The 15,502-nt window shown below is 73.8% G+C and carries 19 protein-coding genes; 1 reads left to right on the top strand and 18 read right to left on the bottom strand.

Translation table 11 applies throughout. From position 1 onward, the window contains the following. Window positions 1–199 precede the first annotated feature (199 nt). Both tsf and rpsB read right to left on the bottom strand, forming a co-directional pair. The gene (gene tsf / locus ACWIX7_RS19005; protein WP_448617973.1) at window positions 200–1,015 is read right to left on the bottom strand and encodes a translation elongation factor Ts; all 816 of its coding nucleotides are present in this window, start codon (window positions 1,013–1,015) and stop codon (window positions 200–202) included. 83 nt (window positions 1,016–1,098) lie between these two features. Next, window positions 1,099–2,049: a 30S ribosomal protein S2 gene (gene rpsB, locus ACWIX7_RS19000; RefSeq protein ID WP_448617972.1), complete on the bottom strand. Its 951-nt coding sequence runs from the start codon at window positions 2,047–2,049 to the stop codon at window positions 1,099–1,101. Between the two features lie 308 nt (window positions 2,050–2,357). Between rpsB and ACWIX7_RS18995 the strand changes: the two genes are divergently transcribed. Beyond that, on the top strand, window positions 2,358–2,852 hold the full coding sequence (locus tag ACWIX7_RS18995) for a M23 family metallopeptidase (protein ID WP_448617971.1): 495 nt from the start codon (window positions 2,358–2,360) through the stop codon (window positions 2,850–2,852). On the opposite strand, the gene ACWIX7_RS18990 is transcribed toward ACWIX7_RS18995, so the two are convergent. From ACWIX7_RS18990 to rpsP, 16 genes are all read right to left on the bottom strand, one after another. After that, window positions 2,849–3,559 (bottom strand): hypothetical protein, encoded by a 711-nt coding sequence (locus ACWIX7_RS18990; RefSeq protein ID WP_448617970.1) that lies wholly within the window; start codon window positions 3,557–3,559, stop codon window positions 2,849–2,851. The two genes, ACWIX7_RS18995 and ACWIX7_RS18990, sit on opposite strands and share 4 nt — an antisense overlap. 375 nt (window positions 3,560–3,934) lie before the next feature. Beyond that, window positions 3,935–4,735, bottom strand: a complete 801-nt coding sequence (gene whiG, locus ACWIX7_RS18985; RefSeq protein WP_448617969.1) for an RNA polymerase sigma factor WhiG — start codon at window positions 4,733–4,735, stop codon at window positions 3,935–3,937. A 116-nt stretch (window positions 4,736–4,851) separates the two neighbouring features. Then, on the bottom strand, window positions 4,852–5,787 hold the full coding sequence (locus ACWIX7_RS18980) for a tyrosine-type recombinase/integrase (protein WP_448617968.1): 936 nt from the start codon (window positions 5,785–5,787) through the stop codon (window positions 4,852–4,854). A gap of 83 nt (window positions 5,788–5,870) precedes the next feature. Further along, the gene (dprA, locus tag ACWIX7_RS18975; protein WP_448617967.1) at window positions 5,871–7,130 is read right to left on the bottom strand and encodes a DNA-processing protein DprA; all 1,260 of its coding nucleotides are present in this window, start codon (window positions 7,128–7,130) and stop codon (window positions 5,871–5,873) included. After that, complete coding sequence (locus ACWIX7_RS18970) at window positions 7,127–8,647, bottom strand: YifB family Mg chelatase-like AAA ATPase (RefSeq protein WP_448617966.1); 1,521 nt, start codon at window positions 8,645–8,647, stop codon at window positions 7,127–7,129. Before ACWIX7_RS18970 ends, dprA begins: the two co-directional genes overlap by 4 nt. Then, window positions 8,644–9,003, bottom strand: a complete 360-nt coding sequence (locus tag ACWIX7_RS18965) for a YraN family protein (RefSeq protein ID WP_448617965.1) — start codon at window positions 9,001–9,003, stop codon at window positions 8,644–8,646. Before ACWIX7_RS18965 ends, ACWIX7_RS18970 begins: the two co-directional genes overlap by 4 nt. Before the next feature lie 132 nt (window positions 9,004–9,135). Then, window positions 9,136–9,456, bottom strand: coding sequence for a DUF2469 domain-containing protein (locus ACWIX7_RS18960; RefSeq protein WP_012949990.1), 321 nt, complete (start codon window positions 9,454–9,456; stop codon window positions 9,136–9,138). Continuing rightward, entirely contained in the window at window positions 9,453–10,229 is a 777-nt protein-coding gene (locus tag ACWIX7_RS18955) for a ribonuclease HII (RefSeq protein WP_448617964.1), read from the bottom strand. Before ACWIX7_RS18955 ends, ACWIX7_RS18960 begins: the two co-directional genes overlap by 4 nt. Before the next feature lie 138 nt (window positions 10,230–10,367). Beyond that, a complete protein-coding gene (locus tag ACWIX7_RS18950) occupies window positions 10,368–11,075 on the bottom strand; it encodes a LuxR C-terminal-related transcriptional regulator (RefSeq protein ID WP_448617963.1) in 708 nt (235 codons plus the stop codon). A gap of 268 nt (window positions 11,076–11,343) precedes the next feature. Continuing rightward, window positions 11,344–12,267 carry a signal peptidase I gene (gene lepB / locus ACWIX7_RS18945; RefSeq protein WP_448617962.1) on the bottom strand — a complete coding sequence of 308 codons (924 nt, stop codon included), beginning with the start codon at window positions 12,265–12,267 and terminating at the stop codon, window positions 11,344–11,346. A 78-nt stretch (window positions 12,268–12,345) separates the two neighbouring features. After that, on the bottom strand, window positions 12,346–12,702 hold the full coding sequence (rplS, locus tag ACWIX7_RS18940) for a 50S ribosomal protein L19 (protein ID WP_012949994.1): 357 nt from the start codon (window positions 12,700–12,702) through the stop codon (window positions 12,346–12,348). 144 nt (window positions 12,703–12,846) lie between these two features. After that, window positions 12,847–13,329 (bottom strand): NUDIX domain-containing protein, encoded by a 483-nt coding sequence (locus ACWIX7_RS18935; protein ID WP_448617961.1) that lies wholly within the window; start codon window positions 13,327–13,329, stop codon window positions 12,847–12,849. Between the two features lie 29 nt (window positions 13,330–13,358). Then, window positions 13,359–14,081 carry a tRNA (guanosine(37)-N1)-methyltransferase TrmD gene (trmD, locus tag ACWIX7_RS18930; RefSeq protein WP_448617960.1) on the bottom strand — a complete coding sequence of 241 codons (723 nt, stop codon included), beginning with the start codon at window positions 14,079–14,081 and terminating at the stop codon, window positions 13,359–13,361. Between the two features lie 68 nt (window positions 14,082–14,149). Continuing rightward, window positions 14,150–14,683, bottom strand: a complete 534-nt coding sequence (rimM, locus tag ACWIX7_RS18925) for a ribosome maturation factor RimM (RefSeq protein ID WP_448617959.1) — start codon at window positions 14,681–14,683, stop codon at window positions 14,150–14,152. Between the two features lie 28 nt (window positions 14,684–14,711). Beyond that, a complete protein-coding gene (locus ACWIX7_RS18920; RefSeq protein ID WP_448617958.1) occupies window positions 14,712–14,948 on the bottom strand; it encodes an RNA-binding protein in 237 nt (78 codons plus the stop codon). 4 nt (window positions 14,949–14,952) lie between these two features. Further along, window positions 14,953–15,393, bottom strand: coding sequence for a 30S ribosomal protein S16 (rpsP, locus tag ACWIX7_RS18915; RefSeq protein ID WP_448617957.1), 441 nt, complete (start codon window positions 15,391–15,393; stop codon window positions 14,953–14,955). Between the last annotated feature and the right edge of the window lie 109 nt (window positions 15,394–15,502).

The following is a 15,502-nucleotide window of genomic DNA, read 5'->3' as shown; positions in this document are numbered from 1 at the left end:
CGGTCAACGGGTTCTTCCCTCGCTCGGCGTGGTTCCCCTGATCCTGCCGCACGGGGCGTGCGGCAGCTCGCGGGCGGGGGGTCTCCCGCCTCGGCGCCCGGACACCAGAAGGACCCCGCGGCCCCCCAGGCCTCGCAAGCTCGGCGCGGGCCCCTGCAGCGGGGCCGATCGGGGGTCGCGGGGTCCTTCTCCGCTGTTGTTACGCCTGGCCGACCTCGAAGCGGGCGAACCGCTCCACGGTCAGGCCGGCCTCGTCGACGATCTGCTTGACCGTGCGCTTGGGCTCGGTGATCGACGGCTGCTCGAGCAGGACGAAGTCCTTGTAGTAGGCGTTGACCCGACCCTCGACGATCTTGGTGATCGCCTGCTCGGGCTTGCCCTCCTCCTTGGCCGTCTGCTCGGCGACGCGGCGCTCGGTCTCGACCGCCTCGGCCGGGACCTCGTCGCGGGTGAGGTAGCGCGGGCGGGCCGCGGCGATGTGCATCGCCAGGCTGCGCGCGGCCTCCTCGGTGCCGCCGCTGTACTGCACCGCGACACCGATCGCCGGGGGCAGGTCGGTGGCCCGCTTGTGCAGGTAGGTGGCGGTCTGGCCGTCGAGGACCACGAACCGGCTGAGCACCAGCTTCTCGCCGATGCGGGCCGACTCGCCCTCGACCAGGGCGGCGACGGTCTGGCCGTCGACCTCGGTGGCCAGCAGCGCGTCGACGTCGGCCGGCTTCTGCGCCAGGACGACGTCGAGCAGGCGCTCGGCCAGCGTGACGAAGTCCGCGTTCTTGGCGACGAAGTCGGTCTCGCAGTCGAGCTCGAGCAGCGCGCCGTCCCTGCTGACGACGACGCCGTTGGTCGTCGAGCGCTCCAGGCGCTTGCCGACGTCCTTGGCGCCCTTGATGCGCAGCAGCTCGACGGCCTTGTCGTAGTCGCCCTCGGCCTCGGTGAGCGCCTTCTTGCAGTCCATCATGCCGGCGCCGGTGGCGTCGCGGAGACGCTTGACGTCGGCCGCGGTGAAGTCAGCCATGCCTCGTTCCTTCTGTGTCAGTGCGGCCCCGCTGCAGGGTCCCGCCGCGAGCTCGCGAGTGGTGGGGGCAGCGGGGTCCTTCATCAGCCGTTCTGGGCGCCCTGGGTGCCGGTGTCCGTGCCGCCGGTGGCGGGCACGCCGTCGACCGGGGCGATCTCGTTCGCGGTCACGGCCGGGGGCTCGGCGGGGGTCTCCGGCAGCGGGGTGGCCGTCGCGTCGCCGGTCGCGTCGCCGGTGGCGTCGCCCTGCTGGCCGGTGAGCAGCTCGCGCTCCCAGTCGGCCAGCGGCTCGTCGCCGCCGATGGCCGGCTGGCCGCCGTCCTCGCGGCCGGCGTTGGCCTGCGAGGCCGAGCGGGCCATGAGGCCCTCGGCCACGGCGTCGGCGATCACGCGGGTCAGCAGCGCAGCGCTGCGGATGGCGTCGTCGTTACCCGGGATCTTGTAGTCGACCTCGTCCGGGTCGCAGTTGGTGTCGAGGATCGCGACGACCGGGATGTTGAGCTTGCGGGCCTCGCCGACGGCGATGTGCTCCTTCTTGGTGTCCACGATCCAGACGGCGCTGGGCACCTTCTGCATGTCGCGGATACCGCCGAGACTGCGCTCCAGCTTGGCCTTCTCGCGGGTCAGGCCCAGCTGCTCCTTCTTGGACAGGCCGGCCATCATGCCGGTCTGCTCCATGTCCTCGAGCTCCTTGAGCCGCTGCAGCCGCTTGTGGACGGTCGAGAAGTTGGTGAGCATGCCGCCCAGCCAGCGCTGGTTGACGTAGGGCATGCCGACGCGCTGCGCCTGCTCGGCGATGACCTCCTGCGCCTGGCGCTTGGTGCCGACGAACAGGATCGTGCCGCCGTGCGCGACCGTCTGCTTGACGAACTCGTAGGCGTTGTCGATGTACCCGAGCGTCTGCTGCAGGTCGATGATGTAGATGCCGTTGCGCTCGGTGAAGATGAAGCGCTTCATCTTCGGGTTCCAGCGACGGGTCTGGTGCCCGAAGTGGACGCCGCTGTCGAGCAGCTGCTTCATGCTGACGACTGCCATGGCCGCAGCCTCTCTGTGCTCTGCGCGCGGCCACGCGGGGCCGCGCTCCTCGGTTGTCGCGGGCACCGGGTGGCGCTCCGCCCTGGCGTCCGGGCCGCCACGACCCCGCGGGCGACCGCGGGGACCGGGGTGGCGACCGTCCCGCTGCTGCCAGCGGGGCGAGAGGACGCGCGAAGTCGACCCGCCAGAGACGGGTCGCTACTCGCAGCATACGCCCCGTCGTCGGCAGCCCTCCCCAGTAGCCGGGGCCGTCCACAGACCGCGGTGGGCAGGCCCTGTACGGCACCCCGTGGGCGCACGCTCCCCCGGTGCACCGACCGGTCCTCGCCGTCCTGCTCCTGGTCCCGCTGCTGCTGCCCGCCCGAGGGGCCGTCGCGGCTCCGGACGACGTCCCGGCCGGCCTCTGGGCGCGGCCCGTGGAGGGGGCGGTGACCCGGCCGTTCGACCCGCCGCCGGACCGGTACGGGTCGGGGCACCGCGGCGCGGACCTGGCCGGGGCGCCGGGGTCGCCCGTCCTGGCCACCGGGGACGGCGTCGTCGTCTTCGCCGGGATGGTGGCCGGGCGACCCGTGGTCAGCGTCGACCACGCCGGTGGACTGCGGACGACGTACGAGCCGGTCGACGCCGTCGTGGGCGCCGGGCAGCCGGTCGCCCGCGGCACGGTTCTCAGGACGCTGGTCGGCGGTCACGCCGGCTGCCCGGTCGCGGCCTGCCTGCACTGGGGGCTGCGGCGCGGGGAGGTCTACCTCGACCCGCTGTCCCTGCTGGAGCCGCCGGAGGTCCGGCTGCTGCCGATGTACTAGTACTCCACCTCAGCAGCCCACATGTGCCGATCTGCATCAAGGCTCTTGGCCGCCTTGAGTCGTCGAGCAGAACTCGGGCTGACGGCTACTTCACCGGTCATTCTCGGCAGATGCCCAACGGCGAACCCGCCGAAGGAACTGAGCCCCGTCAGTGGGACCCACTGAGACGCGGGCTGCGGCCAGAGTTGTCCAAACGCCCGTCGGTTCTCCCAGGTCTCTCCAAGTGGATCGCAGCACTCGGCGGTGAACCGGGTCAATGAGTCGAGGACTCCGGACATCGTCTCGGACGCGTGTTCCTGCAGGTATAGCTCCTCGGGCTCCTGCGCTCGAGACCACGCCCACGCATCCGTGACCTCTGGGCGCCGCGGTAATAGCAGGGCTACTCGAAGTGCGTCTCGCGGCGGTCGCCAGAAGTACGTCAGCGTCACGCGGTCCCCGCGGTGATTGAGGGAATTCCGCATGGCCGCGGCCCACTGCAACCACCCGGGTGGACCTGATCGAGCGAGTGATCCTCCCAACTCGGCCGACAGATCCTCGATGCGCGCAAGCACCTCGGGCTCGGTCTGTGCCTTGAGCAGACGAGCCCGCTCCTTCGACGCATCCCCCAGGAGAACCTGAAGGTCTCGCCACGACGCCTTCAAGACGTTCAGATTGAGACCGGTCACGATGGCCACGATGGCCGCACCCTGATCCAGGGTCGCGGTCACCCCGGAGAAGAAGCTGCCGAGTCTGCTGCGTAAACGATCCCTGCGCTCGCTCGACGTTGCCGGGAGGCGTTCAAGTTCAGCCCCGCCGCCGGCCCGAGCCGCCCAGTGACGCACCGATGTTGCTTCTTCCGATTACAGCGCATCGAAGTCCTTCAGCGTGAGCTGCAAGCGCCGCAGATTGCCCTCGAGGCCCAGCAACAGCTCAAAACTATAGTCAGAGATGAGAATCCGTCGCGACATGGATAGGGTCGTCCAGCAGGCGAAACCGCCCCTCTGTTCGTCGAGTGCAGCCTCGAGCGATCGGCTCAATGCCCTGATGGCGGTGATCGCCGTGTCGAGACTCGAACTTGGCTGCACCATCTGGAGGGCGGGGGGTCAGGCGATGTCGGCGAGCTTGGTGCGCAGCTGCAGCACCGCCTTGGTGTGCAGCTGGCAGATGCGGCTCTCGGTGACGCCGAGGACGCGGCCGATGTCGGCCAGGGTCAGGCCCTCGAAGTAGTAGAGGCTGACGACGACCTTCTCCCGTTCGGGCAGCTGCTCGACGGCGCGGGCCAAGAGTTGCCGGGCCTCGCTGTGCTCGGCCATCGCCTGCGGGTCCAGGGCGCTGGTGTCCTGGAGGGTGTCGACCAGGCGGGGTGCGCCGCCCTCGTCGTCGGAGAGCAGCTCGTCGAGCGCGACGACGTTGACCAGCGAGAGCTGGCCGAGGAACTTGCGGACCTCCTCGACTTCCATCCCCATCTCGGCGGCCACCTCCTCCTCGGTGGGGCTGCGCTGCAGCCGGCTCTCCAGCGCCGCCACGGTGCGCTCGAACTGCCGGGCCTTCATGCGCACCGACCGCGGGATCCAGTCGGTGCTGCGCAGCTCGTCGATGATCGCGCCGCGGATGCGGGCCATCGCGTAGCTCTCGAACTTGACCTCACGCGAGGGCTGGTAGCGGGTGATGGCGTCGATGAGGCCGAAGGTGCCGTAGGAGACCAGGTCGGCCTGCTCGACGTGCGCGGGCAGGCCGCTGCCGACGCGGCCGGCGACGAACTTCACCAGCGGCGCGTAGTGCAGGATCAGCCGGTCGCGCAGCTCGGGCGCCCGGTCGGCGACGTAGCCGGCCCACAGGTCGGCCAGCACGGCGTCGACGTCGTCCGGGGTCTCGTCGAGGCGGTTGGTGGCGGCCTCGGTCACGGTCTGCGCTCCCGACTGTCGGAGGCCTCTGGCGGAGGACCTCGGGGTGGGCCCGGTGGTGGTGCGCGATCCGATGGCGCGCAGGGCAACTGTGTCAGACACGGGCGGCAGTCCTCTCAGGCGCGCGGGTGCGCTCGGGCGTGGACGGCACGGAGCCGGTCGACGGTCACGTGTGTGTAGAGCTGGGTGGTCGCGAGGCTGGCGTGGCCCAGCAGCTCCTGCACGAGGCGCAGGTCGGCGCCGCCCTCGAGCACGTGCGTGGCCACCGAGTGCCGCAGCCCGTGCGGGCCGATGTCGGGCGCGCCGGGCGCGGCCGCCACCGCCGTGTGCACGGTGCGACGCGCCTCGCGCTGGTCGAGCCGGCCGCCGCGTACGCCGAGCAGCAGCGCCGGCCCGGAGCGCTCGGTCGCCAGAGCAGGGCGGCCGCGGGTGAGCCAGGCGTCCAGCGCCCGCTCGGCGGGGGCGCCGTAGGGGACGGTGCGCTCCTTGCGCCCCTTGCCCAGCACCCGCAGCAGGCGGCGATCGCGGTCGACGTCGTCGACGTCCAGACCGACCAGCTCGCTCACCCGGATGCCGCTGGCGTAGAGCAGCTCCAGGACAACGGCGTCGCGCAGGCCGACCGGGTCCTCCGCCCCGGCGGCGGAGTCGACCACGGCCCGCGCCTGGTCGGGGGCGAGCACCTCGGGCAGCGTGCGGTGGGCCTTGGGGCTGACCAGCCGCAGGCCCACGTCCTCGGAGGTGAGGCCGCTCCGGCGCAGCCAGCGGGTGAAGGAGCGGGCGGCTGCCGCCCGCCGGGCGATGGTGGCGCGCCCGGCACCACGGGTGCGGTTGTGCGCCAGCCAGCTGCGCAGCGTCGGCAGGTCCAGGTCCTCGATGCGCGTGCCCCCGCGCCGCACCAGGTGGTCGAGCAGCCAGACCGCGTCGCCGACATAGCCGCGGAGGGTGTGCGCGGACAGGTCGCGCTGCCAGCGCAGGTGCTCCTCGTAGTCGGCCAGCACCTCCGCCAGCGCCGGCGGCAGCGCGGCCCGCGCGTCGGCGGTGCGAGCAGTCACCCCGAAACGGTCGGTCGGGCCCGGCCGGGGGTCAAGCCGAAGCGCCGATGCCGCGCGAGGTCATGCCGCCTCCTCCCCTGCCGTCACCCCCGTCCCTCCCCCGTGCGTGCTGCCCGGGCCAGCCGCCACCCGGCGTCGGTTCCCTCGACGAGGTCGGCGAGCTCGAGGACGGGCAGCACCCGCAGCACGTCGAGGACGTCGCAGCCGGCCACCCGGGCCAACCGCTCGGGGCTGACGCCGTTGCGGACCGGACAGGCGTCCAGCACGCGGACGGCGAGGTCGGAGAGCCCGTCGCGGGGACCGGTGGGGCGCTCCGGCAGGTCGGCGAGGTCCTCCCCCAGCCGGCCGACGGTCTCCAGCATGTGCGCGGCGTCGGCGACCAGGACCGCATCGAGCTCGGGATCGCGCAGCAGCTCGTGGCAGCCCACGCTCATGGCCGAGGTGACCGGGCCGGGCACGACCATCACCTGGCGACCCAGCTTCTGCGCCCGCCGCGCGGTCGCCTGCGCACCCGACCGGGCCGCCGCCTCCACGACCACGGTGCCCTGGGTCAGCGCCGCGATGAGCCGGTTGCGGACGAGGAAGCGGTGCTTGAGCGGCGCGGCCCCGGGCGGCCACTCGCTGACCAGGAGCCCCGACTCGGCGATGCGGTGGAACAGCGCCCCGTGCGCGGCCGGGTAGGCGCGGTCGACGCCGCAGGCCAGCACGGCGACGGTCGGGGCGTCCGCGGCCAGCGCGCCCCGGTGGGCGGCCGCGTCGATGCCGAAGGCCCCGCCGGAGACCACCGTCCAGCCCCGCTCCCCCAGCTGGTGGCCTAGCTCGCCCGCGACGTGCTCGCCGTACGCGGTCGACGCCCGGGCACCGACGATCGCCACCGACCGGTCGGCCAGCTCGTCGAGCCGGGCCGTGCCGCGGACCCACAGCGCCAGCGGCGGCACCGGGGCGGTGGCCCGCGGGGACTGCTGCCGCGGGTCGTCGGGCTCCTCGCTGGTGGCCAGCGTGAGGCAGTGCAGCAGGTGCGCCGGCCACTCGTCGTCCTCGGGGACGACCAGCCGCGCGTCGCAGCGCTCGGCCCGTAGCAGGTCCTCCAGCGAGGCGTCCTGGTCGGCACGGGCGCCGACCAGCGCCCGGACGACGTCGGGCGCCCGGCCCGACCGCAGCCGGCGGACCGCCTCGACTGGGCCGACGTCCTCGACGAAGCGCCAGAACGCCACGCTGCCGGGTTCGGCCGCGCGGCTCAGCCACGCCCGCGCGCGGCGCACCGCGGGCCCGGCCAGCCCGTCGGACGCCGCCTCGCAGCGCCCCTGCTCCATGTCCTCGTCGAGGCTCGGCAAGGCGCTCATGTCGCCGCCCGCTGCAGCCGCAGGCCGAGCGCCTCCGCCACGTCGTCCGCGCCCGGGACGGTGCGGCCGCCCAGGTCGGCCAGGGTCCACGCGACCCGCAGCACCCGGTCGTAGCCGCGCACCGACAGCGCCCCGCGCTCCAGCGCCCGCTCGACCAGCCGCAGCGCCGGCCGCGGCGGGGACCACCGCTCGCGCAGCAGCCGGCCCGGCACCTGGCTGTTGACCTGCAGGCCCGTGCCGGACAGCCGCGCCGCCGCAGCCGCCCGGGCCTGGGCGACGCGGCCGGCGACGGCGGCGGTCGGCTCGGGCACCGTCCCGGCCTCCAGCCAGGCGGCCCGGGTGACCGCCGGGAGGTCGACCCGCAGGTCGATCCGGTCGAGCAGCGGCCCTGAGAGCCGGGCCTGGTAGCGCCGCCGCTCCAGCGGGCTGCAGGTGCAGGCGGCGTCACCGGCGGCGCTGGCGCACGGACACGGGTTGGCCGCGATCACCAGCTGCGCACGGCACGGGAAGGTGGCCGCGCCGCTGGCGCGGGAGATGGTCACCGAACCGCGCTCGAGCGGCTGGCGCAGCGTGTCGAGGACCGCCCGCGGGAACTCCGGCGCCTCGTCGAGGAAGAGCACCCCGCGATGGGCCCGGCACAGCGCACCGGGGCGGATCAGCCCCGATCCGCCGCCGACGAGGGCGGCCATCGTCGCCGAGTGGTGCGGCGCCTCGAAGGTCGGGCGGGTCACCAGCGGGGCGTCCGGCGGCAGCGTCCCGGCGACCGAGTGGATGGCGGTGACCTCGAGCGCCGCCTGCTCGTCCAGCGCGGGGAGCAGCCCCGGCAGCCGCTCGGCGAGCATCGTCTTGCCCGCGCCCGGCGGCCCGTTGAGGAACAGGTGGTGCCCGCCCGCGGCCGCGACCTCCACCGCCCGGCGGCCGATCGGCTGGCCCACGACGTCGCCCAGGTCCGGCCCGGGCGGGGCCGGCGGCACGACGCCCCGGGTGTGCCGGGGCAGCGGCGTCCGGCCCTGGAGGTGGGCGACCACCGCGGCCAGCGTGCCGGCGGCCAGCACGTCGACCCCCTCGACCAGCGCGGCCTCCCCCGCGTTGCCGGCGGGCACCACAACGGTCGTGTGGCCGGCGCGGGCGGCGGCGAGCACGGCCGGCAGCACCCCGCGGACGGCGCGCACCGAGCCGTCGAGCCCCAGCTCGCCGAGCAGCACCAGGCGACCCACCGACTCGGCCGGGAGCGCGCCGTCGGCCGCCAGGACCGCCGTGGCCAGCGCCAGGTCGAAGCCGCTGCCCTGCTTGGGCATCGACGCCGGGGACAACCCGATGGTGATCCGGCGCAGGGGCCACTTCCCGCCGGCGTTGACCACCGCCGCCCGCACGCGGTCGACCGACTGGCGCACGACCGCGTCGGGCAGCCCGACGAGCACCACGCCGGGGACCCCGGCCGACAGGTCCACCTCGACGTCGACCATGGCGCCGTGCACCCCGGCCAGGCCCACCGACCAGGTCCGCGCGAGCGTCACGAGAACGCCGCCCGCAGGTGGGTGACCAGCGCCGGCCCGTCCGGACGCACCAGCACGCCGACGACGTCGAACCGCAGCTCCGGCGCGTGCTCGTCGTGGGCGGCCAGCCAGCGCTGGGCCAGGGTGCGCAGCCGGCGCTGCTTGACGTGCCCGACCGCCTCCACGGGGTGGCCGAAGCCGACCGCGCGGCGGGTCTTGACCTCGCAGAAGACCAGTGCGTCGCCGTCACGGGCGACGAGGTCCAGCTCACCGTCGCGGCAACGCCAGTTCCGGTCGAGGACCCGCAGGCCGCTGTCGGTCAGGTAGGCGGCGGCGATGCGCTCGCCGTGGGCGCCGAGGTCCGATGTCGTTCGCACCCGGCCGACCGTCGTCCGCCCGCACCGGCCGGGACAGCCGCGCAGCCGATCTGTGGACACCGGCGCTGCCTGTGGACGCCGGGTCCCGGGACGTCACCCGGCGGGGTCAGCCTCCACCCCGTGAGACGCGGATCAGGTCAGCCGGGGACCGTCGGGCAGCTCGAGGTCGGGCTTGTCCAGCTCCTCGACGTTGACGTCCTTGAACGTCAGCACCCGGACGTTGCGCACGAACCGGGCCGGGCGGTACATGTCCCAGACCCAGGCGTCGGAGAGCTTGAGCTCGAAGTACACCTCGCCTCCGGCCTCCCGGACCTGCAGGTCGACGGAGTTGGCGAGGTAGAAGCGCCGCTCGGTCTCCACCACGTAGGTGAACTGCCGGACGATGTCCCGGTACTCGCGATAGAGCTGCAGCTCCATCTCGGTCTCGTACTTCTCCAGGTCCTCGGTGCTCATCGCGGCTCTCCGGACACGTGGCGCATGGCCCCATCATCGACCATCGCGCCGGAGCCGGTCAGCTGGAGTCCCCGAGCGGCGTGTGCGTCGCGGGCCCGGACCACGTTGACGAAGCGCTTCCGGTGCTCCGGACAGGGTCCGTACCGCTGCAGGGCAGCGTCGTGAGCGGCAGTGCTGTAGCCCTTGTGGACGGCGAAGTCGTACTCCGGCCAGCGCTCGTGCAGGTCGAGCATGATCCGGTCCCGCGTGACCTTGGCCAGCACCGACGCCGCCGCCACGCACGCCGCCACCCGGTCGCCCTTCCACACCGCGAGGGTGGGGCAGGCCAGCCCCGGGACGGGGAAGCCGTCGGTGAGCACGTAGTCCGCGCCGGGGTCGAGGGCCCACACCGCGCGTCGCAGCGCCTCGATGTTGGTCACGTGCATTCCGCGCGCGTCGAGGTCGGCGACCGGCAGGACGACCACCGACCACGCCTCGGCGCGGTCGACGACCTCCTCGTAGACCCGCTCGCGGATCGCGGCGGTCAGCAGCTTGGAGTCCGCGAGGCCGGGGACCCGCCCCCGGCGGCCGGCCGGCAGCACGCAGGCAGCGGCGACCAGCGGACCGGCACAGGCGCCGCGGCCGGCCTCGTCGGCGCCGGCGACCGCGGCGAACCCGCGGCGGCGCAGGGAGCGCTCCATCTCCCACAGGGCGTCGGGCCGGTCGTCGGCGGCCGGGACGGCGCGGGCGCGGTTCCGCGGCCCGGGAGGAGCGGGGGTGGTACGGACAGCCATCGCGGTCCGACAGTACGACGCCGGCGAGGGACCGCGGGAGGCCGTCGCCCGGCGGGAACGCCAGGGGCCGGCCCCGGGGTCAGAGGGGCCGGCCCGTGGACGGTCGGCCGCCGGAGCGGCCCTGCAGGGCGTTCTCTCTCAGGCCTCGGCCGGGGCCAGGGCGTGGGCGCCGCAGGTGCAGGCGGCGGGGTTGCGGGAGGAGAGCACCAGCGAGACGGCGTGCGCCCGGTCGCGGGCACCCAGCTTGCGCAGGATGGCCTTGACGTGGGACTTGACGGTGTCCTCGCTGATGAACAGGTTGCGGCCGATCTGGCGGTTCGACTGGCCCTGGATCAGCTCGTCGAGGACGTCGGACTCGCGGCGGGTCAGCGGCACCTCGGGGGTGAACGGCTTGCCAGCCGGAGCGGCCGACGGCTCGACCCGGCGGATCTGCGGGTCCACGACGGTGCGGCCGGCGCGGGCGGCCAGGATGGCCCAGCCGAGCAGGGTCGGCGAGGTGTTGATCATCAGGTAGCCGCGGACGCCGGCGGCCAGCGCCTCGTTCACCACGGCCGGGTCCTCGGAGGTGCCCAGGGCCACGATCGTCACCCGGGGGTACCGGCGGCGCAGGTCGCGGCAGGCGTTGAGGGTCGCGGCGCGACCCTGGCCCAGCTCCACGACCACCGCGTCGGGGCGGGCGGTCTCGACCAGCGTGAGGGCGCGGCGCAGCTCCCCCGGGGTCCCGACCGACTGCATGCCGGCGGTCTCATTCACCATGCTCACCAGCCCACGGCGCAGGACGGGGGCGTCGGCGAGGATGAGCACGCGAGTGACGCCGCGGGCGGCGCTCGCCATGGGTGCGGACACAACAGACTCCGTTTCACACGTTCGGGGAACTTCTCACGAACTCCATCGGACGGGTGAGACGGGTGCTTGAACGCTTTTCCGACAATTCTTGCAAGAATTCTCCGACAGGTCTCCGAGTGGCATCGAGTCACACGCGAAACACCGGAATGGCGACCCACTGCATTCGTGTCGACATGGCGACGCCATTCCGTAAGAGGCGCGAGGACGACTCGACCCGCACGCCCGGGGATGCCGGGACGTGCGGGTCGAGGGAGGAGCGCGGGATCCGTCAGTCGCTGCGGGACAGGCGTCGTCGCCGTCGCCAGGCGGTGAGCGGCACAGCACCCACGAGCCCCATGGCGTACGGGGCGGCGACCGCCGCGGCACCGGAGACCGGCACGCCGGCCGCCTCGGTCCCCTGGATGTCGGGTGAGCCGAGCGTGCTGAAACGGTCGAGCGGCCAGACGATCAGCGCGGCCCTGCCGACGACGTCGTCCACGGCGACCGTTCCGGACCACTCGTCGCCGATGTGCGCCTTGGAGTCCGCCGACGCGGAGCGGTGGTCACCCATGACCCACAGCCGGCCCTCGGGAACGGTGACCGGACCGAACGCCCGGCTCTCCAGCGGGGTGTTCTGGAAGACGTAGGGCTCCTCGAGCGGTTCGCCGTCCACGGTGACCCGGCCCTCGGTGTCACAGCACTGCACCGTCTGGCCGCCGGTGGCGATGACCCGCTTGACGAAGTCGTCCTCGCTCGGCGGGGCCACCCCGATGGCCCGGCCCAGCCACAGCAGGCCGCTGGAGAGCCAGTTGCCCGGCTCCTGGACGTCCACCTCCGGCGACCAGCTCTCCGGCCCCTCGAAGACGACGATGTCACCGGGCTCGGGCTCGCCGAACCAGTAGGGCACCTTGTTGACCAGGACGCGGTCGCCGGTGCAGCCCGGGCAGCCGTGCAGCGTCCGCTCCATCGAGCCCGACGGGATGAAGAACGCCTGCACCAGGAAGGTCTTCACCAGCAGGGCGAGCACGAAGGCGATGAGCAGGAGCACCGGCAGCTCCCGGATCAGCGAGCCCTTCTCGGCCTCCTCGCGCCGGCGCGCGGCGCGGCCACCGGGACGGCGGACGGGTCCGGTGTCGGCGGTGGACCCGGTCGCCTGGGGGTCCTCCCCCTCCGGAACGACGTCGGCGGGCCTCCCGGGCCGGTCGCTGCTCATCGGAGCCAGCGTACGGCCGCGGAGGACCCGCCGTGGTCAGGCCGGACCGGCCGGCCCGCGTCGCGTCAGCGCGGAGCGTCAGCGCGAGACGGTCTCGCGCTTCTCCTTGATCTTGGCGGCCTTGCCGCGCAGCTCGCGCAGGTAGTACAGCTTGGCGCGCCGCACATCACCGCGGGTCAGCACCTCGATCTTCTCGACGACCGGGGTGTGCACCGGGAAGGTGCGCTCGACGCCGACACCGAAGCTGACCTTGCGGACGGTGAAGGTCTCGCGGATCCCCCCGCCCTGCCGGCGGATGACCACGCCCTGGAAGACCTGGATGCGGGAACGGTTGCCCTCGATGACGCGCACGTGCACCTTGACGGTGTCACCCGGGCGGAACTCGGGGATGTCGTCGCGCAGCGAGTCGGCGTCGAGTACGTCCAGGGTGTTCATCGCGGCAGTCCTGTCCTAGCGGTCATGTCGTTGCGGTGCGGACAGCAGGCGCCCGGGCTGTCCGATCCGGGGCGCTGCGCTCCGGGAGGAGCTCGGCGTCGACGAAGCGATGCGTCCGCAGCAGCTCTCTACTGTGCCACATCTTCAGCCGACGAAGCGCGGCGGCCCCGTCCACGGGCCGGCGGACAGCTCCGGCAGCAGGTCAGCGAGGCCGCGGGGCGCGAAGGTCTCGGCGCTCGCGGCGACCTCCTCGGCGCTCCACCAGCGGTGCGGCTCGGCGCCGAGCAGCTCGAGCTCCGTGCGCCCTCTCGCGTCCACCTCGTGCACCACGTCGCGCAGCACGAAGAAGGTCTCCCGCGAGTCGATCTGCACGCCGGCGAACGGGCCGACGTGCCGCCGGAACCACACCGGCCCCTCGAGCCGCGCGGGGTCGACGACCAGGCCGATCTCCTCGGCGAGCTCCCGGGCGGCGGCCTCCCGCACGCCCTCCCCCGGCTCCACGCCACCGCCGGGCGTGTACCAGAACAGCACGTCCCCCGGCGGGATGGCGGGGTCGGTGAGCCGGGCACCGAGCAGCAGCACCCGCCCGGACGGGTCGAGGACGACGACGCGCGCGGTCGGCCGCATAACCGCCCGCACACCCACCGGGCCCTCGCTCACTCGTCGAGGACGGCGCGGTCGGCGGCGGTGAGCGCGCTCTCGGGCAGCGCCGCGAGCAGGTCCGGACGCCGGGCCGCGGTCCGCCGCAGCGACTCCGCGCGCCGCCACCGGGCGATCGCGGCGTGGTCGCCGGAGAGCAGCACCGGTGGGACGTCGTGGCCGCGCCAGGACGCCGGGCGGGTGTAGGACGGGCCCTCGAGCAGGCCGTCGGCGTGCGAGTCGTACTCGACGGACTCCCGGTTGCCGACGACGCCGGGCAGCAGCCGGGTCACGGCCTCGACCATGACCAGCACCGCCGACTCGCCCCCGGCCAGCACGTAGTCGCCGATCGAGACCTCCGACACCGGCCCGGTCTCGGCGGCCCAGTCGGCGACCCGCTGGTCGATGCCCTCGTACCGGCCGCAGGCGAAGACCAGCCCGGGCTCACGCGCCCACTCGGCGGCCACGGCCTGGGTGAACGGGCGGCCGGCGGGGGTCGGCACGACCAGGCGGGTGCCCGGCGGGCGGACGGCCTCCAGCGCCCGCGCCCACGGCTCGGGCTTCATCACCATGCCCGGCCCGCCGCCGTAGGGAGCGTCGTCGACGGTGCGGTGGACGTCGTCGGTCCACTGCCGCAGGTCGTGCACGCCGACGCTGACCAGGCCGCGCTCGGCAGCCTTGCCCAGCAGCGACTGCCGCAGCGGCGCCATGTACTCGGGGAAGATCGTGACGACGTCCACCCGGAACGGGGCGCTCGGTACCCCCGGTCCGCGTCCGCCCGGCGGAGCCGGCCCTGTGACGGAGCCGCTCACAGGTCGAGCAGCCCCTCGGGTGGGTCGACCACGAGGGCGCCGCCGGCGAGGTCGACGGTCGGGACGATCGCCGTCACGAACGGCACGAGCAGCTCCCGGCCCTCGCCCCGGCGGACGACGAGCAGGTCGGCGCCCTCGTGGCGGACCGCGTCCACCGTGCCCAGCTCGGTGCCGTCGGGCAGGCGGGCGGTCAGGCCGACCAGCTGGTGGTCGTAGAAGACGTCGGGGTCCTCGAGCGCGGGCAGCTCGGCGACGGCGACGTGCAGCTCGGTGTTGCGCAGCTCCTCGGCCGCCTCGCGGCTCTCGACGCCCTCGATGGCGAGCAGGAGCACCTCGCGGTGCCAACGTCGGCCGGCCACGGTGAGCGGCCCGCGGTCGACGGGGTCGGTGCGCAGGACCGCACCCGGTGCGAACCGGAGGTCCGGGTCGTCGGTGCGGACCTCGACGGTCACCTCACCACGGACACCGTGGGGCCGGCCGATGCGGCCGACCACCACGGTGTCGGTGGGGTCGTTCGGTTCTGCGTTCACCAGCGGGTGGTGCCCTAGAGGAGGGGGCTCAGCGCCCGTCGGTGTCGACGACGTCGACCCGCAGGCCGCGGCCGCCGACGCCGGTCATCACCGTGCGCAGCGCCTTGGCGGTGCGGCCGCCGCGACCGATGACCTTGCCGAGGTCGTCGGGGTGCACCCGGACCTCGAGGGTCTTGCCGCGACGGTTGGTGAGCAGGTCGACCGTGACGTCCTGGGGGTGGTCGACGATGCCCTTCACCAGGTGCTCGAGCGCCTCTTCGAGCACGATCTCACTCGGCGGGCGTCTCGGCGGGGGCGTCGCTCGCCACCGCCTCGTCGGCCTTGGGAGCGGCCTTCTTCCTCGGGGTGGTGGCGCCGGCGGCCGGCTCTTCACCGGAGGCGCGGACGGCCTCCTCGTACAGGGCCTTCTTGTCCGGCTTCGGGGCGGCGACCTTCATGGGCGGCGGAGCCGGCTCGCCCTTGAACTGCTGCCAGTCACCGGTGACCCGGAAGATGGCCGCGACCGGCTCGGTCGGCTGCGCGCCGACACCCAGCCAGTACTGCGCCCGCTCGGAGTCGACCTCGATGAAGGAGGGCTCCTCCTTCGGGTGGTACTTGCCGATCGTCTCGATGACGCGGCCCTCGCGCTTGGTGCGGGAGTCGGCGACGACGATGCGGTAGTACGGCGCGCGCATCTTGCCCAGGCGCATGAGCTTGATCTTGGTGGCCACGTGTGTGGTGTTCTCCTCGAACGCAGGTCGTGTGCCCGCCCGGAGCGACGCGTGGGGGTACGCCGGGGGCGGTGCGGCTGGACACGGCCGGCAACGGTGAGAGGGCCGC

It is taken from the genome of Geodermatophilus sp. URMC 65 (genome assembly GCF_053502545.1).
This window is presented reverse-complemented; position numbering and strand designations above follow the sequence as displayed.